This window comes from Streptomyces sp. NPDC037083, from assembly GCF_055606485.1.
Map to the genome: position 1 here is coordinate 501730 of NZ_JBVJSQ010000004.1, position 21029 is coordinate 522758.

At 71.6% G+C, this 21029-nt stretch carries 15 protein-coding genes; 7 read left to right on the forward strand and 8 right to left on the reverse strand.

Features of this window, described 5'->3' with window-relative positions; translation table 11 throughout:
• Window positions 1–27: 27 nt before the first annotated feature.
• The 5 genes from ACZ7DE_RS14320 to ACZ7DE_RS14340 form a co-directional block, all read right to left on the reverse strand.
• Window positions 28–2946: a glycoside hydrolase family 2 TIM barrel-domain containing protein gene (locus ACZ7DE_RS14320; protein ID WP_470760884.1), complete on the reverse strand. Its 2919-nt coding sequence runs from the start codon at window positions 2944–2946 to the stop codon at window positions 28–30.
• The gene (locus ACZ7DE_RS14325; protein WP_470760886.1) at window positions 2943–3812 is read right to left on the reverse strand and encodes a carbohydrate ABC transporter permease; all 870 of its coding nucleotides are present in this window, start codon (window positions 3810–3812) and stop codon (window positions 2943–2945) included. The genes ACZ7DE_RS14320 and ACZ7DE_RS14325 overlap by 4 nt, the downstream gene beginning before the upstream one ends.
• A 15-nt stretch (window positions 3813–3827) precedes the next feature.
• Complete coding sequence (locus tag ACZ7DE_RS14330; RefSeq protein ID WP_470760888.1) at window positions 3828–4790, reverse strand: carbohydrate ABC transporter permease; 963 nt, start codon at window positions 4788–4790, stop codon at window positions 3828–3830.
• The gene (locus ACZ7DE_RS14335; protein ID WP_470760890.1) at window positions 4790–6076 is read right to left on the reverse strand and encodes an ABC transporter substrate-binding protein; all 1287 of its coding nucleotides are present in this window, start codon (window positions 6074–6076) and stop codon (window positions 4790–4792) included. Before ACZ7DE_RS14335 ends, ACZ7DE_RS14330 begins: the two co-directional genes overlap by 1 nt.
• Before the next feature lie 96 nt (window positions 6077–6172).
• Window positions 6173–7192 (reverse strand): carbohydrate kinase family protein, encoded by a 1020-nt coding sequence (locus tag ACZ7DE_RS14340; protein ID WP_470760892.1) that lies wholly within the window; start codon window positions 7190–7192, stop codon window positions 6173–6175.
• 126 nt (window positions 7193–7318) lie between these two features.
• Between ACZ7DE_RS14340 and ACZ7DE_RS14345 the strand changes: the two genes are divergently transcribed.
• From ACZ7DE_RS14345 to ACZ7DE_RS14360, 4 genes are all read left to right on the forward strand, one after another.
• The gene (locus ACZ7DE_RS14345; RefSeq protein WP_470760894.1) at window positions 7319–8083 is read left to right on the forward strand and encodes a DeoR/GlpR family DNA-binding transcription regulator; all 765 of its coding nucleotides are present in this window, start codon (window positions 7319–7321) and stop codon (window positions 8081–8083) included.
• Window positions 8080–9417 carry a 6-phospho-beta-glucosidase gene (locus ACZ7DE_RS14350; RefSeq protein ID WP_470760896.1) on the forward strand — a complete coding sequence of 446 codons (1338 nt, stop codon included), beginning with the start codon at window positions 8080–8082 and terminating at the stop codon, window positions 9415–9417. Before ACZ7DE_RS14345 ends, ACZ7DE_RS14350 begins: the two co-directional genes overlap by 4 nt.
• Before the next feature lie 110 nt (window positions 9418–9527).
• On the forward strand, window positions 9528–12611 hold the full coding sequence (locus tag ACZ7DE_RS14355) for an alpha-mannosidase (protein WP_470760898.1): 3084 nt from the start codon (window positions 9528–9530) through the stop codon (window positions 12609–12611).
• A gap of 92 nt (window positions 12612–12703) precedes the next feature.
• On the forward strand, window positions 12704–13954 hold the full coding sequence (locus tag ACZ7DE_RS14360; RefSeq protein ID WP_470760900.1) for an alpha-L-fucosidase: 1251 nt from the start codon (window positions 12704–12706) through the stop codon (window positions 13952–13954).
• 276 nt (window positions 13955–14230) lie between these two features.
• Here the strand turns inward: ACZ7DE_RS14360 and ACZ7DE_RS14365 are convergent, their stop codons facing one another.
• Window positions 14231–15919, reverse strand: a complete 1689-nt coding sequence (locus tag ACZ7DE_RS14365) for a carbohydrate binding domain-containing protein (RefSeq protein WP_470760902.1) — start codon at window positions 15917–15919, stop codon at window positions 14231–14233.
• Window positions 15920–16086: 167 nt separating this feature from the next.
• Complete coding sequence (locus ACZ7DE_RS14370; RefSeq protein ID WP_470760904.1) at window positions 16087–17262, reverse strand: ATP-grasp domain-containing protein; 1176 nt, start codon at window positions 17260–17262, stop codon at window positions 16087–16089.
• Between the two features lie 351 nt (window positions 17263–17613).
• On the opposite strand from ACZ7DE_RS14370, the gene ACZ7DE_RS14375 reads away from it, so the two are divergent.
• Window positions 17614–18546 (forward strand): metallophosphoesterase family protein, encoded by a 933-nt coding sequence (locus ACZ7DE_RS14375; protein ID WP_470760906.1) that lies wholly within the window; start codon window positions 17614–17616, stop codon window positions 18544–18546.
• Window positions 18543–19241 carry a 4'-phosphopantetheinyl transferase family protein gene (locus ACZ7DE_RS14380; RefSeq protein WP_470760908.1) on the forward strand — a complete coding sequence of 233 codons (699 nt, stop codon included), beginning with the start codon at window positions 18543–18545 and terminating at the stop codon, window positions 19239–19241. Before ACZ7DE_RS14375 ends, ACZ7DE_RS14380 begins: the two co-directional genes overlap by 4 nt.
• Before the next feature lie 19 nt (window positions 19242–19260).
• Here ACZ7DE_RS14380 and ACZ7DE_RS14385 read toward each other — a convergent pair whose 3' ends face one another.
• Window positions 19261–19533 carry a hypothetical protein gene (locus ACZ7DE_RS14385; protein ID WP_470760910.1) on the reverse strand — a complete coding sequence of 91 codons (273 nt, stop codon included), beginning with the start codon at window positions 19531–19533 and terminating at the stop codon, window positions 19261–19263.
• Between the two features lie 241 nt (window positions 19534–19774).
• Here ACZ7DE_RS14385 and ACZ7DE_RS14390 point away from each other — a divergent pair, with 241 nt between their 5' ends.
• A complete protein-coding gene (locus ACZ7DE_RS14390) occupies window positions 19775–20806 on the forward strand; it encodes an alpha/beta fold hydrolase (protein ID WP_470760911.1) in 1032 nt (343 codons plus the stop codon).
• Window positions 20807–21029 lie beyond the last annotated feature (223 nt).

Below are 21029 nucleotides of genomic sequence, written 5' to 3' on the forward strand. Positions count from 1 at the left end.
GGGAAGTCCGTTGCTGGGAAAGGGGGTTCAAAGAACGCGCAGGGTCCAGCTCCAGCGGTGGACGCCCGGTGCGACGAGGTAGGAGGGGAAGGTGTCGGGCCCGCACGAGGCCGTGCCGAGGCCGCGGTGCGCCGCGTCGAGGTGCACCACGCAGCCGGCGCGCGGGACGAGTTCGTCGTGGTGGGCGACGGCGGCCAGGTCCTCGGCGCGGTACCGCGTGACGGAGACCTGGCGCGGCTCGTCCAGCGTGACGGCGAGGCCGGTGGAGTCCGGCGCCGAGAGCGTGAAGCGCCGCACCCCGTGCCGGCCGCCGCTCTCCTGCGGACGCAGGTAGGGGGTGAACAGTTCGTCGACCGGGACGGAGTGGTGGCCCACCGGCGCACCGCAGCTGCGGTCGGGGTACGACTCCCAGGGGCCCTGCCCGAACCACTCCAGCAGGTCGAGCCCCGCGACCGTCTCGAAGACCGAGCCGACCCGCGCCACGTCGTCGAACTCCTCGGGCAGCTCGGCCTGTTCCTCGACGCGCACCCCGCCCTCGACCGGGGTGAACACCTGCCGGTGCCGGACGACGCCCGCGGTACCGGCGTACTCGGAGAGCACGGTCACCCCGTCGCCCTCCTGGCGGACCGAGAGCAGCTTGCGCACGAGGGCGTCCAGGCCCCAGGTCCGCCAGCGCAGGGCCATCCCGCCCAGCTCGTCGTTGTCGGTGGGCGCCCGCCACAGCGACAGGGCGGGCGCGGCGGTCAGCAGCGGGTGGACGAGCAGCCCGTCGGCGTCGACCTCGATGCGTCCGGTGCCCACCGGCTCCTCGGCCGGCACGGCCGCCCGCAGCCGTACCTGCGGCGCGCACACCTGTGTGCCGCGCGGCGCCCACGGCAGATCCTCCGCGGTCGTCACCCGCAGCGTCAGCCAGGCCTCGCCGCCGTCCGCCGGCAGTTCGAACGGCAGCGGCACCACGGTCGTCTCGCCCGGCCGTAGATCGGGCAGCTCGGCGGCCGCGGTGAGCGTCCCGCCGTGGGCGAGCGACAGCTCCCACTCGCCGGCGAGCCACTCCAGGCCGCGGAAGTGCTGGTGGTTGGAGAGGACGAGCCCCTCGTGCCGGAAGCCCTGCAGCCGCAGCGGCGCGGCGAGTTCGCGGTGCTCGTACATCACCGGTTTCGGAGTGCGGTCCGGCAGGACGACGCCGTCGGCGATGAACGCGCCGTCGTGGTCCTTCTCGCCGAAGTCGCCGCCGTACGCCCAGCGGTGACCGGGCGCGGCGACACCGTTGTCATAGAGTCCGGCGCCCCCACGCCCGACCGGTCTTCCGTCGTTCACATCCTGGAGGATGCCGTGGTCCCAGAACTCCCAGATGAACCCGCCCTGAAGACCCGGGGTGGCCTCGATGGCGGCCCAGTGGTCGGCCAGCGTGCCGTTGCTGTTGCCCATGGCGTGCGAGTACTCGCACTGGATGAGCGGCTTGGTCTGCTGCCCGGACAGCGCGTGCGCCACGCAGTCCTCCAGCGGCGCGTACATCGGGCAGGCGATGTCGGAGGCGACCCGCGGGTCCGCCCAGCCGCGTTTGGCGGCCCCTTCGTACTGCAGCGGCCGGGTCGGGTCGTGACGCCGGACCCAGCCCGCGGCCGCGTCGTGGTTCGCGCCGTAGTCGGACTCGTTGCCCAGCGACCAGACGATGACCGACGGGTGGTTCTTGTCCCGCAGCACCATCCGCGAGACCCGGTCGACGAAGGCGTTCAGATAGCGCGGGTCGTCGGCGATCTCGTGCGCGTGGTCGTGGGACTCGATGTCCGCCTCGTCCACGACGTAGAAGCCGAGTTCGTCGGCGAGGTCGTACAGGGCGGGGTCGTTCGGGTAGTGCGCGGTGCGGATCGCGTTGAATCCGAACCGCTTCAGCAGCACCAGGTCGGCCCGCATGTCCTCCTGGGTCACGGTCCGTCCGGTCAGCGGGTGGAAGTCGTGGCGGTTGACGCCCCGGATGAAGATCCGCTCGCCGTTGACCAGCAGGTCCCGGCCGACGATCGTCACGTCGCGGAAGCCGACGCGGTGCCGGGAGGTGTCGGCGACCGCACCGTCCGCGCGGTGCAGCCGCACCGTGAGGCCGTACAGCTCGGGCGTCTCGGCGGTCCAGGTGCGCACCTCGGGCACCCGCGCGTGCAGCCGGGCCTCGCCCAGGAACGCGGAGACGCGGTCGTCCTCGGCGTTGGCCAGGTCGAACCGCGCGTCCTGCGCCAGCGGCAGCCCGTCCAGCTCCCCGCTGACGTACCACCCCTCGGGCAGAGCCCCGTCCGTGTCCCGCACCCGGCAGTCGACCCGCAGTTCCCCGTCGGCCGACGCCCGCACGGTCACGTCGGCCAGATGCAGGCGCTCGGTGGCGTAGAGCAGCACCGAGCGGGTGACACCGCCGTGCCACCAGTGGTCCTGGTCCTCGATGTGGGAGGCGTCCGACCACTTGACGACCGTCAGCCGCACGACGGACCGCGCGCCGGGGCGCACCACGTCGGAGAGGTCGAACTCGGCCGCCAGATGGGAGTCCTTGGAGATGCCGACCGGCCGCCCGTCCACGTGCACCAGCAGCACGCTCTCGGCGGCCCCGACCTGCAGCACGATCCGCCGCCCGGCCCACTCGGCGGGGACGTCGATCCCGCGCTCGTAGACGCCCGTCGGATTCCCGGCGGGCGACAGCGGAGGGAACTCCGCGAACGGCATGCGGATGTTCAGGTACTGCGGAAGGTCGTCGGTGTCCTGCATGGTCCACACGCCGGGGACGGCCGCCGGGGACCACGCACCGCCGACCGGCGCGTCGGGAGCGGGCAGCAACTGGAAACGCCAGTCGCCGTCCAGGGAGTGTGCTCCGGTGCGCCGGTCGACGGCGTTCATGGGCAGCCGCCCCCAGGAGGTCAGCTCGGGGGCCTTCCAGGGGCGCAGCGCCAGCAGGGGGTCCGTCACTTGATCGCTCCCTTGGCGAGGTCCCCGATGATCTGGCGGGCGCCGATCGCGAACACGATCAGCAGCGGGACGAGGGCGAGCAGCGCGCCGGTCATGACCATTCCGTAGTCCGTGGTTCCGTGGGTGCCGTTGAGCTGGGACAGGGCGACCTGGAGGGTCACGTTGTCGGGGTTGGTGAGGGCGATCAGGGGCCAGGCGTAGTCGTTCCACTGGCCCATGAAGGTGAAGATGCCGAGGAAGGCGAGGCCCGGCCGGACGACGGGGAGGGCCACGTGCCAGTACTGGCGCAGGAAGTGCGCGCCGTCGATGCGGGAGGCGTCCAGCAGCTCGTCGTGGATCGCGCCCCGCATGTACTGGCGCATCCAGAAGATGCCGAACGCGTTGGCGGCCGCCGGCACGACCAGCGAGGTCATCGAGCCGATCCAGCCGAGCTTGGCCATGATGACGAACTGGGGGATGGCCTGCAGCTGCGCCGGGACCATGAAGATGAACATGAGCAACACGAACAGCAACCGCTTGCCGGGAAACGCGAACTTGGCGAAGACGAAGGCCGCCAATGAGTCGAAGAACAGGACCAGGAACGTCACCGACCCCGCCACCAGCAGCGAGTTGACCATCGAGCCGAAGAAGTCGATGTTGTCGAAGAGGTTGCGGACGTTCTCCAGGAAGTGTGTGCCCGGCAGCAGCTTGGGCGGGTAGGAGAAGATCTCCGACGACGTGTGCGTCGACATGATCACGGCCCAGTAGAACGGGAAGGCCGAGAGCAGGACGCCCAGGACGAGGACGGCGTGCAGCGCGATCCCCCTGCGGCGGGAGCCTTCGACGCCCCGGGTACGGCGGAGCCGGTTTCCTTGGATGGATGCCATGGTGTGCGGGCCTCCCTAGTCTTCGCCCCGGCGCTGCACCAGACGCCAGTTGATGATCGAGAAGAGGACGACGACGAGGAAGATGCCCCATGCCACGGCGGCGCCGTAGCCGAAGTCGTTGTTGTCGAAGGTCTGCTGGAAGAAGTAGAGGACCATCGTCCGGCCGGCGTGACCCGGACCGCCCGAGAAGGTCGAGTCGTTCGAGGTGTTCTGCAGCAGCACCTGGGGTTCGGAGAAGCTCTGCAGGCCGGTCACCGTCGACACGACGAGCACGAACAGCAGTACCGGACGCATCATCGGCAGCGTGATCCGGAAGAAGGTCTGCACGGGACCCGCGCCGTCCATCCGCGCCGCCTCGTAGAGCTCGCTCGGGACGGTCTGCAGGCCGGCGAGGAAGATGATCGCGTTGTAACCGGTCCACTGCCAGGTCATCAGCGTCGCGATGGCGATCCTGATGCCCCAGGGCGTGTTCAGCCAGGCGATCTGGTCGAGACCGACGGCCTGCAGGAAAGCGTTCACCAGACCGAAGTTGGTGGAGAAGACCGAGCCGAAGATGATCGCGATCGCCACGACCGAGGTGACGTTCGGCAGGAAGTAGGCGAAGCGGTAGAGGTTTCTGAAACGGACCGCGGAGTTGAGCATCACGGCCGTCACCATCGCCAGGAAGATCATGGGGAAGGTGGCCAGCGCCCAGATGACGATCGTGGTGCCGATCGAGTTCCAGAACTCGGAGTCGCCCAGCAGGTACTGGTACTGCGAGAGCCCCGCCCACTCCATCGAGCCCAGGCCGTCCCAGCGGTGCAGGGAGAGGTACAGGGAGAAGCCGACGGGGATCAGGCCGAAGCAGAGGAAGAGCAGATAGAAGGGGGAGATCGCGGCGTAGAGGTGCCAGTACGTGCGGAAGGCTCTTCGGGGCCGCGTGACGGGTGTCTGCGTCACGACGGCCGGGGGCTTCTCCAGCGCGGGGAGCGTGGCCATCAGTAGCTCACCCCCAGGTGCTTCGCGATGCGCCGGCATGTGCTCATGGCGTCACTCCAGGCCTGTTTCGGGTCCTTGCCGAGGACGCCGACGTTCTTGATCTCGTCCTTGATGGGCTGTCCGAGGGCCACGTCGAAGGGGCTGTTGTAGGCGACCGCGATCTTCTGCGCGGCGGGCCCGAAGACGTCCATCGTGACCTGGCCGCCGAAGAAGGGGTCGGGTTCACGGACCTGCTTCAGGCCGTAGGAGGCGGGGGTGGAGGGGAAGAGCCCGGCGTCGACGAAGCCCTGTGCCTGGTTGCCCGCGTCGAGCATCCAGCTGATGATCCGGAAGGCCTGTTCGGGCTCGCGGCACGCCTTGGTGATCGACAGGAACGAGCCGCCGTTGTTGGAGGGCCGCACGGGCATGTCGGCCACCCGCCACCGGCCCTTCGTCCTCGGCACGCCGTTCTTGAGGTCGCTGGTGGCCCAGGAGGCGCCCAGCTGGCTCGGCAGCTTGCCGTCCTCCACGGCCGACAGCTGGTCCGGGGTGCCGTTGACGAGGTTGGAGACGATGTTGCGCTGCTTGGCCTCGACGGCGAGCGCCCAGGCGTCGCGCACGTGCTCCTGGTCGCCGATGAAGTTGCGGTCCTTGTCGACGTACCGCCTGCTGCCCTGTTGCACCACGTTCTCGAAGACGCTGTTGACGTCGGTCAACAGCGAGGTCCCCGGGATCCGCCGTCCGAGGCGCTCGCCCGCGGCGAAGAACTTCTCCCAGGTGTTCAGTTCCCGGGAGACGTCGTCGGGCTCGTAGGGCAGGCCCGCCTCGCGGAAGACCGCGTACTGGTAGAGGTGCGCGACCGGGCCGCAGTCGATCGGGAATCCGACCATCGTGCCGTCGTCGGCGATGCCCTGGTCCCACTTCCACGGCAGGTACCGGCCCTTGTGCTGCTCCGCGCCCAGGGTGCGCAGATCCACGAACTGGTCGGCGTTGGGCAGATAGGACGCCATGTCCTCGCCCTTGAGCCCGGCGATGTCGGGGACGTGCGCGCGCCCGGCCATCGTGGTGATCAGCTTGGACCGGTAGTAGCCGCCGATCTTGACGGCCCTGAGGTCGACCGACCCGTCGTAGCGGGCCCTGGCGTTCTTGACGACGGTGTCGCCGAGGCCGCCGTCCCAGTACCACAGGACCATGTTCCGGCCGGTGGAGCCGGTCGGGACGGCGCAGCCGGTCGCCAGGCCGCCCAGCGCCGTCGCGGCCGTGCCGGCCAGGCTCGCGCGCAGCAGGCCTCTTCGTGAGAGCCGCACAGCTCCCACCGCCTTTCGGTTCTGTTCACGTCTTCGCGGACGAGGTGCACTTCGAGGGGGGCATGCGTGGGGGGCGTCCTGCCGGGGAGGTGCGGGTCAGGACCGCAGCACGGGCGGGGTGAGCGGGGCGTGGCGTACGGGCGGGCCCACGTCCGCGGGGATGCGGTCGGCCAGGAAGCCGTACGCCCGCCTGAGGTCGGGGTCGCTCAGCGAGCGCCACCAGCGTGCGACGCCGTACCAGCCGGGGGCCGCCGGCGCACCGCCGTGGTGCTGGACGGAGAGTCCGGCTGCCAGGACCGCGAACCGCAGCCGTTCCACCAGCGGCCAGCCGCCGAGCGAGGCCGCGACGAAGGCGGCGCCGAACACGTCGCCGGCGCCCGTCGCGTCCAGGACGTCCATGTCCAGGGCGGGGACCTCCGCGTACTCCCCGGTCGCCTGGTCGACCGCGATCGCGCCGTCGGCGCCCCGGGTGACCACGGCCACCGGCACCAGTTCCGCCAGCGTGCCGAGGGCGGCGACCGCGGTGTCGGTGCGGGTGTACGCCATCGCCTCGGTCTCGTTGGGGAGGAAGGCGTGGCACAGGGCGAGCTGCTCCAGCAGGCCGGTGGACCACTCCTGGGTGGGGTCCCAGCCGACGTCGGCGTAGATCTGCGTGCCGTTCGCGGCCGCCTTGGCGAGCCATGCGCGCGGTTCGGCCTCCAGGTGCACGAGGGCGGTGCGCGCCTCGGGCGGGTCGCCCATCAGCACGTCCTGCGAGTACGGCGGTTCCTGGCCGTGGGTGACCAGGGCCCGGTCGTGGCCCTGTGCGAGGGCGACGGTGACCGGCGTGTGCCAGCCCGGCGCCGTACGCGAGAGGGAGAGGTCCACGCCCTCCTGGCGGGCGAGGGCGTCGTGGCAGTGCGCGCCGTAGAAGTCGTCGCCGAAGACCGTGGCCAGCGAGGTCCGCAGGCCGAAGCGGGACGCGGCCACCGCGAGGTTGGCGATGCCGCCGGGGCCGCAGCCCATGCCGGTCGTCCAGATCTCCTCGCCGGGCGTCGGCGGTCCGCCGAGGCCCGAGAGGACCAGGTCGTAGAAGAGCAGCCCGGTGAGCAGCACCTCGGGCCGGTCGTCGTCCACCGCACATCCTCTCGTCAGAAATCTTCATTTCTGTGACCGGAATCGTGCGCCCCTCCGTGAGATTGGTCAATACCTCAGCAGAAGTGAGCATGGATTTGATTGAAGATGACGAGTAGTGTTCATGGCGTGCTGGCAGAACGACGACATCAACTCATCCTGCGGGCCCTGCGCTCCGGTGGTCCCGCGGCCGTGACCGATCTCTCCGAGCAGCTGGGTGTGAGCCCCGCCACGATCAGGCGGGACCTGGTCAAACTCGAGGAGGACGGTCTGCTGACCCGGGTGCACGGCGGCGCGCGCGCGGAGGAGGGCGACCAGCCCTTCGCCGAGGTCGCCGAGGTGCGCGTGGCCGAGAAGGACGCGATAGCGGCCAGCGCCGCGGCGATGGTCGCCGACGGCCAGTCGGTGCTCCTCGACATCGGCACCACCGCCTACCGCCTGGCCCGGCAGATGCACGGCCGCCGCCTCACCGTGATCACCAGCAACCTGGTCGTCTACGAGGAACTCGCCGACGACGAGGGCATCGAGCTGGTGCTGCTCGGCGGCATGGTCCGCCGCGAGTACCGCTCCCTGGTCGGCTTCCTCACCGAGGACAACCTGCGCCAGCTGCACGCCGACTGGCTCTTCCTCGGCACCAGTGGAGTGCGTCCGGGCGGGCAGGTGATGGACACGACGGTCGTCGAGGTGCCGGTGAAACGAGCCATGATCAAGGCAGGTGACAGGGTCGTCCTGCTCGCCGACTCGGCGAAGTTCCCGGGGACGGGAATGGCGAAGGTCTGCGGTCCCGAGGACCTCGACGTGGTGGTGACGGACACGCCGGTCGATCCGGCGACCCGGTCCTCCTTCGAGGAGGCGGGCGTCGAGGTGGTCGTGGCAGGAAAGGTGCGAGCGTGAAACTGACGATTCTGGGCGGCGGCGGGTTCCGGGTGCCGCTCGTGTACGGGGCGCTCCTGGGGGACCGCGGCGAGGGCCGCGTCACCGAGGTCGTGCTGCACGATCTGGACGACGGCCGGCTGAACGCGGTCGCCCGGGTGCTGGCCGAGCAGGCGGCCGCCGTCCCCGACGCGCCCCGGGTCACGGCCACCACCGACCTCGACGCGGCCCTGCGCGGCGCCGACTTCGTCTTCTCGGCGATCCGGGTCGGCGGCCTGCGGGGCCGCGCCGACGACGAGCGGGTGGCCCTCGCGCAAGGCGTCCTCGGTCAGGAGACGGTCGGCGCCGGGGGCATCGCCTACGGGCTGCGGACCGTCCCCGTCGCCGTCGACATCGCCCGGCGGGTGGCCCGTCTGGCCCCCGACGCCTGGGTCATCAACTTCACCAACCCGGCGGGACTCGTCACCGAGGCCATGTCCCGTCACCTCGGCGACCGGGTGATCGGCATCTGCGACTCCCCGGTCGGTCTGGGCCGCCGCATCGCCCGGGTCCTCGGCGCGGATCCGAAGCAGGCGTGGATCGACTACGTGGGACTCAACCACCTCGGCTGGGTGCGCGGCCTGCGCGTCGCCGGGCGCGACGAGCTGCCGCGGCTGCTGGCCGACCCCGACCTGCTCGGCTCCTTCGAGGAGGGCAAGCTCTTCGGCGTCGACTGGTTGCGGTCGCTCGGCGCGATCCCCAACGAGTACCTGCACTACTACTACTTCAACCGGGAGGCAGTGCGGGCCTACCAGCAGGCCGAGAAGACCCGCGGCGCCTTCCTGGCCGACCAGCAGGCACGCTTCTACGAGGAGATGAGGCGGCCCGGCGCCGCGGCGCTGACCGCCTGGGAGCGCACCCGGGCCGAACGCGAGGCCACCTACATGGCCGAGAACCGGGAGACCGCCGGCGCCGGCGAACGCGACGCCGACGACCTCTCCGGCGGCTACGAGAAGGTCGCCCTCGCCCTGATGCGGGCCATCGCCCGCGACGAGCGCACCACCCTGATCCTCAACGTCCGCAACCAGGGCACCCTCTCGGTGCTCGACACGGACGCCGTCATCGAGGTGCCCTGCCTCGTCGACGCCAACGGCGCGCACCCGGTCGCCGTGGCCCCGCTGCCCGACCACGCCACCGGGCTGGTCTGCGCGGTCAAGGGCGTCGAGCGCGAGGTGCTGGCCGCCGCCGGGTCCGGCTCGCGCGCGACGGCCGTGAAGGCGTTCGCGCTGCATCCGCTGGTCGACTCGGTGAACGTGGCCCGCAGGCTGGTCGAGGGCTACACCGACGTCCATCCAGGGCTGGCGTACCTTAAGTAGGCGTCGCGAGGGAAAGCGCTTTCCCCGCGGCTTGCCCAGCCCCTGGCCTCCGGGCCGCCTCGCCCCCGGCCCCCGGGCCGCCCTCCGTGGTCCCTCTCTGGAGATTCCCCATGCATGACGAACGCCGCCGCATCGAGGAGCGCGTCGAGCGCGTCCACACCCAGCGCGTCAAGCCCGCGATCTACGCGGCCACCGTGCCCTTCGAGGTCGAGGCCTGGCAGGCGCCGGGGGAGCCGGTCCCCTTCGCGGAGGCCGCGGCCGCCGCCTACGAGCCCTTCGCGATGGACACCCCGTGGGGCCCGCCGTGGGGCACCACCTGGTTCCGGATGCGCGGACAGGTGCCCGCCGAGTGGGCCGGCAGGCGCGTCGAGGCCGTCATCGACCTCGGCTTCGTCGGGGACTGGCCCGGCAACCAGGCCGAGGCCCTGGTCCACCTCACCGACGGGACGCCGCTGAAGGCCGTCAACCCGCTCAACCAGTACGTGCCGATCGGCAACCCGGCCGCCGGCGGGGAGAGCGTCGACTACCTGGTCGAGGCCGCCTCCAACCCGGACATCCTGGCCAACGACTTCGCCGCGCCCACCCCGCTGGGCGATGTGCTGACCGCGGGCGACCGTCCCCTGTACACGTTCCGCCGTGCCGACATCGCCGTCCTCGACGAGGAGGTCTGGCACCTCGACCTCGACCTGCAGGTGCTGCGCGGGCTGATGGTCCACCTCGGCGACCACGAGCCGCGCCGCCACGAGATCATGCACGCGCTGGACCGCGCGATGGACGCCCTCGACCTGGACGACGTCTCCGGCAGCGCCCGCGCCGTGCGGGACGTGCTCGCCCCCGTCCTGGCCAGGCCCGCCCACGCCAGCGCCCACACGATCTCCGGCGTCGGCCACGCGCACATCGACTCCGCCTGGCTGTGGCCGATCCGCGAGACCAAGCGCAAGACCTCCCGCACCTTCTCCAACGTCACCTCGCTGGCCGACGAGTACGACGACTTCATCTTCGCGTGCTCGCAGGCCCAGCAGTACGAGTGGGTGCGCGACAACTACCCCCAGGTGTGGGCCCGGATCCAGGAATCGGTGAAGAAGGGACAGTGGGCGCCGGTCGGCGGCATGTGGGTCGAGTCCGACGGCAACCTGCCCGGCGGCGAGGCCATCGCCCGCCAACTGGTGCACGGCAAGCGGTTCTTCATCGAGCACTTCGGCATCGAGACCAAGGGCGTCTGGCTGCCGGACTCCTTCGGCTACAACGCCGCCTACCCGCAGCTCGCCAAGCTCGCCGGCAACGAGTGGTTCCTCACCCAGAAGATCTCCTGGAACCAGACCAACAAGTTCCCCCACCACACGTTCTGGTGGGAGGGCATCGACGGAACCCGCATCTTCACCCACTTCCCGCCGGTCGACACCTACAACGCGCGCTTCAGCGGCGAGGAGATGGACCGCGCCGTGCGCAACTACGCCGAGAAGGGCGCCGGCACCCGGTCCCTGGCCCCCTTCGGCTGGGGCGACGGCGGCGGCGGCCCCACCCGCGAGATCATGGAACGGGCGCGCAGGCTGGCCGACCTGGAGGGCTCCCCGAAGGTCGTCGTGGAGCACCCCGACGCCTTCTTCGCCAAGGCCCGCGCCGAGTACCCGGACGCGCCCGTCTGGGTGGGCGAGCTCTACCTGGAGCTGCACCGCGCCACCTACACCACCCAGGCCCGCACCAAGCAGGGCAACCGGCGCAGTGAACACCGGCTGCGCGAGGCGGAGTTGTGGGCGACGACGGCAGCGCTGCACGCGCCGGGCTACGCCTACCCGTACGAGAAGCTGGACCGCCTGTGGAAGACGGTGCTGCTGCACCAGTTCCACGACATCCTGCCGGGTTCCTCGATCGCCTGGGTGCACCGCGAGGCGGAGGCCGAGTACGCCCGTGTCGCACGGGAGCTGGAGACCCTGACGGCCGAGGCGATCGCGGCGATCGGCGGCGGCGAGCCCGGTGAAGGGCAGCCGGGCGGCTCGCTGCGGGTGTTCAACACCAGCCCGTACGCCCGCGCCGAGGTGGTCCGCACGCCCGAGGGCCGGCCGGTGTACGTCGAGACGCCCGCGAGCGGCAGCGCGCCGGCCGTCGGCGCGCGGCCCGCGCAGCCGGTGACGGTCTCCGGCGGTGTCCTCGACAACGGGCTCGTCCGGGTGCAGGTGGCGCAGGACGGCACGCTGTCCTCCGTGTTCGATCTGCGGGCGAACCGCGAAGTCCTCGCCGACCCGGGCAACCTGCTGCGTCTGCACACCGACCTGCCCAACTACTGGGACGCCTGGGACATCGACAAGCACTACCAGAACCGCTACACCGACCTGCTGGAGCCGGACGCGGTGACGGTCGTCGAGGAGGACCCGCTCGTCGGCGCGATCCGGGTCACGCACTCCTTCGGCAGGGGCTCGACGATCACCCAGACCATCACCCTGCGGGCGGGCAGCCCCCGCGTCGACTTCGAGACCGACATCGACTGGCACGAGGCGGAGAAGATCCTCAAGGCGGCCTTCCCGGTCGACGTCCGGGCGCCGCACTCCTCGGCCGAGATCCAGTTCGGCCACGTCCAGCGCCCCACCCACACCAACACCAGTTGGGAGGCGGCCCGGTTCGAGGTCTCCGGCCATCGCTGGGTGCACATCGGCGAGCCCGGCTACGGCGTCGCGGTCATCAACGACTCCACCTACGGCCACGACGTCTCCCGCACCGTCCGCGAGGACGGCGGCACGACCACCACCGTCCGCCTCAGCCTGGTCCGCGCCCCGCGCATCCCCGACCCGGAGGCGGACCAGGGCCGGCACCGCTTCGCCTACGCGCTGCTCCCGGGCGCGAGCATCGAGGACGCGGTCGCCGAGGGCTACGCCCTCAACCTCCCGCTCCTTGTGGCGCAGGCGGCCGACGCTCCCGAGCCGGTCGTCTCCGTGGACGGCGAGGGCGTCACCGTGGAGGCGGTGAAGCTCGCCGACGACGCGTCCGGCGACGTCGTCGTACGGCTCTACGAGTCGCGCGGCGGGCGGGCCACTGGCGCCCTGCGCACCGGGTTCCCGCTCGCCGGAGCCCAGGTCACCGATCTGCTGGAACGGCCCCTGGAGCCCGCGACCGTCGGAGAGGACGGAGCCGTCGCCGTCACCCTGCGTCCCTTCCAGATCCTGACGCTCCGTCTGGAACGCGCCGCCGCCGGCCTGTGACGTAGTCCCGGGGGGCGGGCGCGGCCAGACGCCGCGCCCCCCCCCGCCCCGGCCGCACACCGAAGTGCCCTGCTCTGCGGAGGAGTTCAGCTATGCCGATGCAACCGTGGTTCACCGAAGCCAAGTTGGGGATCTTCGTCCACTGGGGGATCTACGCCGTCGACGGGGTCCAGGAGTCCTGGTCGTTCTACGACGACATCGTGCCGCACGACCGCTACATGTCCCAGCTCGAACGCTTCACCGGCGCTCGCTACGACCCCAGGGCCTGGGCCGACCTCTTCGCCCGGGCCGGCGCCAGGTACGCCGTCCTCACCAGCCGCCATCACGACGGCGTCGCCCTGTGGGACACCGCGTACGGGGACCTCGGCCTGGGCCGTGACTACCTCACCGGCTACGCCGAAGCCCTGCGCGAGAAGGGCCTCAAGGTCGGTCTGTACTACTCGCACTCGGACTGGAACCACCCCGACTACGCCACCACCCGCAAGCCGGGCCGCCCCCCGGAGCTGGAGGACAACCGCTACTCCGAGTGCGCGGCCGAGGACGAGGACCTCCAGGCCTGGGACCGGTTCATCGCCTACCGGGACGGACAGGTCGGGGAGCTGGCCTCCCGCTACCGACCCGACCTGATGTGGTTCGACGGCGAGTGGGACCGCAGTGCGGAACAGTGGCGCATCACGGACCTCGCCGAGCTGATCCGCTCGTACGTGCCGGACGTCGTCTTCAACGCCCGGATGCTCGGCGAGGGCGACTACGCCACCCCCGAGCAGGGGGCTCCCGTCGAACCCCCGGACGGCCCCTGGGAGTTGTGTCTCACCATCAACGACTCGTGGGGATACCGGCACCACGACCACAACCACAAGTCGCTCAGCCTGCTGGTCCGTTACTTCACCGAGACCATCGGCGGGGGCGGCAACCTGCTGCTCGACGTCGGCCCGCGGGAGGACGGCACCGTCCCGCAGCCCCAGGTCGAGCGCCTGGAGGGGCTGGGGGAGTGGATCCGCAAGCACTCCGAGGCCGTGTACGGGACGGGGCGCGGCCTCCCGGCCGGCCACCACTACGGACCGAGCACGCTCTCGGCCGACCGCCGTACGCTCTACCTCACCCTGTTCGACGTCCCGCGCGCCGGGATCGGCGTCCGCGGTCTGGTCACGCGGGTCCGCAGGGTCACGGTGCTCGGCACCGGAACGGAGCTCGCCCACCGGGTCGTCGGCGGACTGCACGAGGCGGTGGGGGTGCTGTGGATCGACCCGCCGGCCGGGTCCGACCTCGACCCGCACGCCACGGTCCTCGCGGTCGAACTCGACGGCGAACTGGAGCTGTACCGCGGTTCGGGCCGCTTCTGACGCGGTGGGGGCGGACGTTCGTGTGTTCGGGCCGGCCGGTCGCTCCCCGTGACAGCGGCCGACCGACCCGATCCCCCGTTCCCCCGGGAATCCCCCGTCGATTCCCGTTCCTCCCCCGTGGATCCCCGTGCTTCCCCCGAGACCCCGGTGTTCCCCCGGCTCCCCCGATGGGGTCCTGCACTCCTAAGAGCAGGCGCCCCGGCCCCTGATACACCCTGCGCGGAAAAAAAGTCCCCCGGACCGCAGTCCGGGGGACCTTCGCCGTGTTCCGGGTGCTCAGCCGGTGAAGCCCGCGGTGATGGAGGTGAACTGCCAGGTGCTCTGGCTGATGCCGGAGCAGTTGCTCACCACGCCCCCGCCAGGGCAGGGCCGGTCGCGGTTGACGGCCCAGTAGGCGAGCCGTGCGAGGTGGTGGGAGTTGGCCCAGTCGCGGATCTGGGTCCAGATCGCCGGGGTGGTGTTCTCCTGCTGGTCGGACAGGCCGTTCATGCCGGAGATCCCCATGTGGGCGTAGGCGGTCGCGTCGTCCCAGCCGAAGGTCGACTTCAGCTTGTTCTTCAGCCCCTCCGACGCGTTGACGGTGTTGCCGTACATGTCCGCTCCGCCGCCGAAGTCGAACGGCATGATGGTGAAGACGTCGATGTCGGCGCCGAGCGACTTGGCCTGCTCGATGAGACGGTTGCCGTAGTACGTCGGCCCGGTCGTGGACGTCCCGAAGGTGACGATGGTCTTCAGGCCGGGGTTGTTGGCCTTGACCGTCTTCAGCGCGGTGAGGATCCTCGCCTGCACGGCCTCGTTCTCGAACTCGTCCGTGTTCTCGATGTCCATGTCGACGGCCTTGAGGGAGTAGGCGTCGATCACCTTCTGCAGGGCGGCCGCGAGCGCGCTCGCCGAGGAGCAGTTGGCGCCGAGCTTGCTGCCCTGCCAGCCGCCGAACGAGGGCACGATGTCCCCGCCCGCCGAACGGATCTGGTTGACGACGCTCTGGTCGACCCCGCCGGTCAGCGGCCGCGTGCTGTCCCACATCGGGTTGCAGCCGCCGCCGTCCAGCACGAACGCCATGGTGAACCACTTGACGCCGGTCGCGTTCATCACCGTCGTCACGTTCGGCGGGTCGCCCCAGCCTTCGAACAGATACGGCGCGGCCTGCTTGAACCCGGTGCCGCCCCCGCTGCCCGCGTTCGTCGTGACGCTCACGGCGTTGGAGGCCGCGGAGGTGTTCCCGGCGGCGTCGCGCGCCCGCACGGTGAAGGTGTACGCCGTGCTCGCGGACAGGCCGCTGACGGTGGCGGACGTCCCGGAGACGGTGAGCACCCGGGCGGATCCGCTGTAGACGTCGTAGGCCGTGACGCCGACGTCGTCGGTCGAGGCGTTCCAGGACAGCGACACGCTGGAGGACGTCTTGCCGGTCGAGGTCAGCCCGCCGGGCGCGCTCGGCGCCCGGGTGTCGGAGCCGCCGCCCCCGCCGGGACCGTCGAGGCCGATGTCGTCGGCCTGGTAGGCGCCCTGCGCGTACCAGCCGTGCACATAGATGGTCGCGCTGGTCTGCGAGGCGCCGGTGGTGAGGGCCACGGACAGCCGGCTGTACGCCGTCGGCGACGACGTCCAGGTGGAGGCGCCGCCGTCGACGCCGAGGTAGACGTAGGAGCCGCGCACCCAGCCGGTCAGCGCGTACGTGGTGTTCGGCTGCACGGAGACGGTCTGGCTGCACTTGGCGATGTCGCTCGAACTCACCGCCCCCGACAGGGCCTTGGAGCCGCCGTGCACGGGCGAGGAGACGATCGAGCCCAGGTTGCCGGAACAGGACCAGGGCGAGACGGCGCCCGACTCGAAGCCGGGGTTGGTGAGGAGGTTGGCCGCCTGAGCGGTGCCCGGCAGGGCCACGGCTCCGGCGAGCGCGAGCCCGGCGGTGCCGAGCAGGGCGAGGAAGCGACGCCATGGGCGTCCGAGGGGTGTGGTGCGCACGCGATCTCCCTGAAGGAATGGGGGTGTTCGGGAGTGCAGGGGAGTGCAGAGGTGTGCAGGGGTGCGCAACAAAGTTGGTATGGACCAATCCGCCTGTCAAGGTGAGAGACGGAATTGGTCCATACCGGTGAGCTGTTCGGTTCGCCGGCCCGCGGCCGGCGTCCTGCCTACAGCGGCAGCGCCTCGGCCGCGCCGGCGGACGCCACCTCGACGGACGGGGCCGACTCGACGGGCGAGACCGACTCGGCGGACTCGGCGGGCGCGGGGACGGCCGGCAGCAACGCCTCGGCGCTCTCCTCCAGCCGCTGGTGCGGCAGCGCCACCGCGCGCAGCGGCCGCGGGCCCGAGACGACCGTGTAGTCCTGGCCCAGGAACGGCGGCACGATCTCGCCCGGGTCCTCGCCGAGCGCCAGCTGCACCGCGGCCCAGGGCGCGTTGACGCCGCACAGCGACAGCTGGTGCAGTCCGCCGGCCGGGCGCGTGTTGACGTCCATCAGGACGGGGCGGTCGCCGAACATCCGGAACTGGATGTTGGACAGGTAGTGCAGTCCGAATCCCTCGGCGATCAGGCGCGCGGGCTCGAGCCACTGCTCGTGCAGCGTGAAGCCCCGGCGCCGCCCGTTCTTGGTCCGGCCGATGGCCATCCGCAGGACGTTGTCGGGCCCGGTGAGGCAGTCCACGGACACCTCCGGCTGCTCCAGACGCGGCATGACCAGCCAGTCGACCTGCTCGTCGGCCTGCCGCAGCGCCTCGACCACCATGTCCAGCTGGACGTACGGCGTGGGGAAGCCGGTGAGGTGCACGAGCGAGAAGGGGGCGCGCGTGATCACCCGGAAGCCCACCCCGCCCGCGCCGGAAGCGGGCTTGAAGCAGGCCTTGTGTCCCGCCTCCTCCAACTCCTCGACAGCGGCGACGAGTTCGTCCGCGGACCGGACCCGGTACCACGGCGGCACGGGCACGCCGATCGCCTGGACGGCCTCATACGCGATCACCTTGTCGTGGAAGACGGCGACCGCCTCCGGCGGCGGCGCCAGCAGCGCCGTGCCGATCGCCTCGAAGTCGGCCCGGTGCGCCACGATGGCCGACTGGTGCAGCCGGGGGACGAACACGTCGATGCCGCGGCGCCTGCACTGGGCGAGCGCGTACTCGACGTACGCGGCCGGGGAGAGTCCCTCCGGCTCCAGCTCGGCGGTGTCGGCGGCGGCCAGCACGGGGGAGTCGGCGTCACCGTGCGTGGCGTGGATCTCGACGGCGCGATCGCTGGGATTTCGTCGCAGCTGATCCGTGAAGAACACGTTCTCCGCGTACGTGCGGTTGAGCCAGACGCGTACGCGAGAGACCATGCGAGGCCGCCTTTCACGGTTCGCGGGCAGGGCGAAGCAAGCCCGGCCCGGGCAGGGGGAATGGTGGGTCACCAAACCGCCCTGCGTGAAGGGACGTCCATGGCGGTGGTGTTGGGGCGATCATACGGGTTCTCGGGGGTGCCGCGTGCAACGCGCGTGTTACGGATTTTCCGATCTTGTTCCCGAGCGGCGCATGTTCGGGTAGTGGCGTGCTGCGGCGCAGGTGGGGGCGTGTCCCGGTGCTGAACACGGCCCGTTCCGACCTTGAACCGCAGGCGCGAATGTGTTCTCGTGGGGGCACTGGTGTGTTCGTGGGAATGCGAAGCGTGGGCGAGTGAGCGGGGGCTCAGGGTGACGACGACGGCCGGTGGCACCGGACAACTGCTGGCCATCAGCGATCTGCACATCGGTCATCCCGAGAACCGCGCCCTGGTCGAGGCCATGGCTCCGGATTCGGACGAGGACTGGCTGCTGGTCGCCGGCGACGTCTCGGAGAACGTGGCGGACATCCGCTGGGCCCTGAAGACCCTCGCCGGCCGCTTCGCCAAGGTCGTCTGGGCTCCCGGCAACCACGAGCTGTGGTCCCACCCCAGCGACCCGGTCTCCCTGCGCGGGGTCGCCCGCTACGAGCACCTCGTCGACGTCTGCCGCGACCTGGGCGTGACCACGCCCGAGGACCCCTACCCGGTGTGGGAGGGCCCCGGCGGCCCGGTGGTCGTCGCGCCGCTGTTCCTGTTGTACGACTACTCGTTCCTCCCGGCCGGCTGCACGACCAAGGAGGAGGGGCTGGCCTACGCCGAGGGCACCGGCATCGTCTGCAACGACGAGTACCTGCTGCACCCCGACCCCTATCCGACCCGCGAGGCCTGGTGCCGGGCCCGGGTGGCCGAGACCGAGCGCCGGCTCGCCGAGATCCCCGACGACCTGCCCGTCGTCCCCGTCAACCACTATCCGCTGCACCGGCACCCCATGGACGTGCTGTGGCACCCGGAGTTCGCCATGTGGTGCGGCACTGCGCTCACCGCCGACTGGCACCGCCGGTTCCGCGTCGCGGCCATGGTCTACGGCCACCTCCACATTCCGCGGACCACCTGGCACGAGGGCGTCCGCTTCGAGGAGGTGTCGGTGGGCTACCCGCGCGAATGGCGCAAACGTCCGCAGCCGCCGGGCCGCCTCCGACGCATCCTGCCCGCAGAGCCCGCAGAGCCCGCAGAGCCCGCAGAGCCCGCAGAGCCCGCAGAGCCCGGGGAGCGCCAGGAGTCCGAGGGGACGGAGAACCGGTGATCGAGGTCCTGTTGCCCGAGTCGGTGGTGGCGGTGGAGGCCTTCGGCGAGGAGGGCGTGCGCGAGTTCGGGGACGCCCCCCTGTACCCGCAGGAGGAGGCGCTGCTGACGCGGGCGGTCGACAAGCGCCGTCGCGAGTTCACCGTCGTGCGCGCCTGCGCCCGGCGCGCGATGGAAAAGCTCGGCGTGGACCCGCAGCCCGTGCTGCCCGGCGAGCGCGGCGCGCCGCAGTGGCCCGACGGCCTGGCGGGCAGCATGACCCACTGCGAGGACTACTGCGCCGCCGCGCTGGTCCGGGCCGACGACCTGGCCTCCGTGGGCATCGACGCCGAGCCCCACGGCCCCCTGCCCGAGGGCGTCCTGGGCGCCGTCGCCCTGCCCGCCGAGGCGGAGCGGCACGGCCGGCTGGCCGCGGAACAGCCCGAGGTGCACTGGGACCGGCTGCTCTTCAGCGCCAAGGAATCCGTCTACAAGGCGTGGTTCCCCCTCACCCGAAAGTGGCTGGACTTCAGCGAGGCCGACATCGACCTCACCGCCGTGCCCACCGGCCCCGGCACGGACCCGCAGGGCGCCTTCCGCGCCCGGCTGCTCGTGCCCGGCCCGGTGGTCGGCGGCCGTCGCCTCGAACACTTCGACGGCCGCTGGACCGTCCGACGCGGACTGGTGGTCACGGCCGTCACGGTCCAGCACGGCTGAGGCCGCCGGCCCCGGGCGGTCAGGGGGCGGGGCACCAGCTGTGCAGCAGCCGGAAGAACTCCTCCTCGTTGCCCGTCAGCCCCGCGTCGGCCAACGCCTGCTCCGCCTCGGCCAGCACGGCGGGCGGGACCACGGGAGGCAGCCGGTCGTGCGGTGGGCCGAAGGCGGCGGCGCCCTCGCCGCCTCTCCCGCCGCCTCCCTCGTCGCCGAAGGCGGCCCGGACCGTGTGCAGCAGCCTCAGGTAGGCCTGCACGGCGGTGCGCTCGCGGTCGGTCAGTACGGCTGTGGGCATCGGTCGGCTCTCCCCGTGTCGGCGTCGTCTCCCACGCGCCCCGACGGCGCGTACGCCCCCGTACGGCGGCGCACTCCCCAGCTTGCCGCCCACCACTGACAATCCGGCCGACCTCCACGACGGTTCGCCCGCTTAGCGGAGGTGAAACCTCCTTGAAATCCCCTGCGGGAAACGGGTCCTACGCTTGTGTGAAGGGCTTTCGGCGGAGCGCCGGCGGCCGGCCGGAACAGGAGGCGAGCGGGTGGTGGACGTCCCCCAGCGGCATCCGGCGCGCGGCGCACGACTGCGCCCGGTGAGCGACACGGAACCGGAGTTGCGCCACCGGGTCGTGCACGGTCACCGGCGTGCCTTCCGTATGGCCGGCGAGGGGCCGGCCCTGGTCCTCGTCCACGGCATCGGCGACTCCTCGGCGACCTGGGCCGAGCTGATCCCCGTCCTCGCCCGCACCCACACCGTCATCGCCCCCGACCTGCTCGGCCACGGCGCCTCCGACAAGCCCCGCGCCGACTACTCGGTGGCCGCGTACGCCAACGGGCTGCGCGATCTGCTCAGCACCCTCGGCGTCGAGTCGGCGACCCTGGTCGGGCACTCGCTCGGCGGGGGAGTGGCGATGCAGTTCGCCTACCAGTTCCCCGAACGCACCGAACGGCTGATTCTCGTCAGCGCGGGCGGAGTCGGCCGCGAGGTCAACCCCGCCTTGCGGCTGGTGTCGCTGCCGGGCGCCCATCTGGCCCTGGCGGCCCTCCGGTTGCCCGGCGCCCGCCTCCAGGTCGGCCTGGCCGTACGCCTGATGGAGCTGCTGGACACCGATCTCGGCCAGGACGCCCCCGAACTGCTCCAGCTCGTGGACGCCCTGCCGGACGCGACGTCGCGCAACGCCTTCATCCGCACCCTGCGCGCGGTCGTCGACTGGCGCGGGCAGGTCGTGACCATGCTCGACCGCTGCTACCTGACGGCCGGGATGCCGACGATGCTGTTGTGGGGCGACCGGGACAGCGTCGTGCCCGTCCGGCACGCGTACGGCGCCCACCGGGCGATGCCGGGCAGCCGGCTGGAGATCTTCGAGGGCGCCGGTCACTTCCCGTTCCACAGCGACCCCGCACGATTCGGCGCCCTCGTCGAGGAGTTCACCCGGACCACGGCCCCCGCGGACTGGAGCCGTGACCACTGGCGCGCACTCCTGCGCGCGGGCCGCCCGCGGACCGGCACGACGGGCCTGCCGGACGGCACGGCTCAGGACCTGCGCGAGGCGAGCGAGCGCAGCGGGACCTGACCGCCGCACGGACGGCGCGCCCCAGGAGGCGGTGAGGTGCGTAGGGGGGCGAGAGGTGCTGTCGCGCGGGCGTTTGCCGGACGGGGCCGTTGGGGCGGGCGCGCGGGTCAGAACGGCGCGGTCGCGCGCGCGTCGGACGGGGCCGTCGGGCAGGTGTTTCGGACGGCGTGGTCGGACGGCGCAGGGGGCCGGCCTGCCCAGGGCGTGGTCGCGTGGGCGCGTC

Excerpts from the sequence above, each read along its gene's own strand:
- ACZ7DE_RS14325 (WP_470760886.1), bottom strand. The coding sequence starts at position 3,812 with ATGGCATCCATCCAAGGAAACCGGCTCCGCCGTACCCGGGGCGTCGAA.
- ACZ7DE_RS14330 (WP_470760888.1), bottom strand. The coding sequence starts at position 4,790 with ATGGCCACGCTCCCCGCGCTGGAGAAGCCCCCGGCCGTCGTGACGCAG.
- ACZ7DE_RS14355 (WP_470760898.1), top strand. The coding sequence starts at position 9,528 with ATGCATGACGAACGCCGCCGCATCGAGGAGCGCGTCGAGCGCGTCCAC.
- ACZ7DE_RS14360 (WP_470760900.1), top strand. The coding sequence starts at position 12,704 with ATGCCGATGCAACCGTGGTTCACCGAAGCCAAGTTGGGGATCTTCGTC.
- ACZ7DE_RS14370 (WP_470760904.1), bottom strand. The coding sequence starts at position 17,262 with ATGGTCTCTCGCGTACGCGTCTGGCTCAACCGCACGTACGCGGAGAAC.
- ACZ7DE_RS14385 (WP_470760910.1), bottom strand. The coding sequence starts at position 19,533 with ATGCCCACAGCCGTACTGACCGACCGCGAGCGCACCGCCGTGCAGGCC.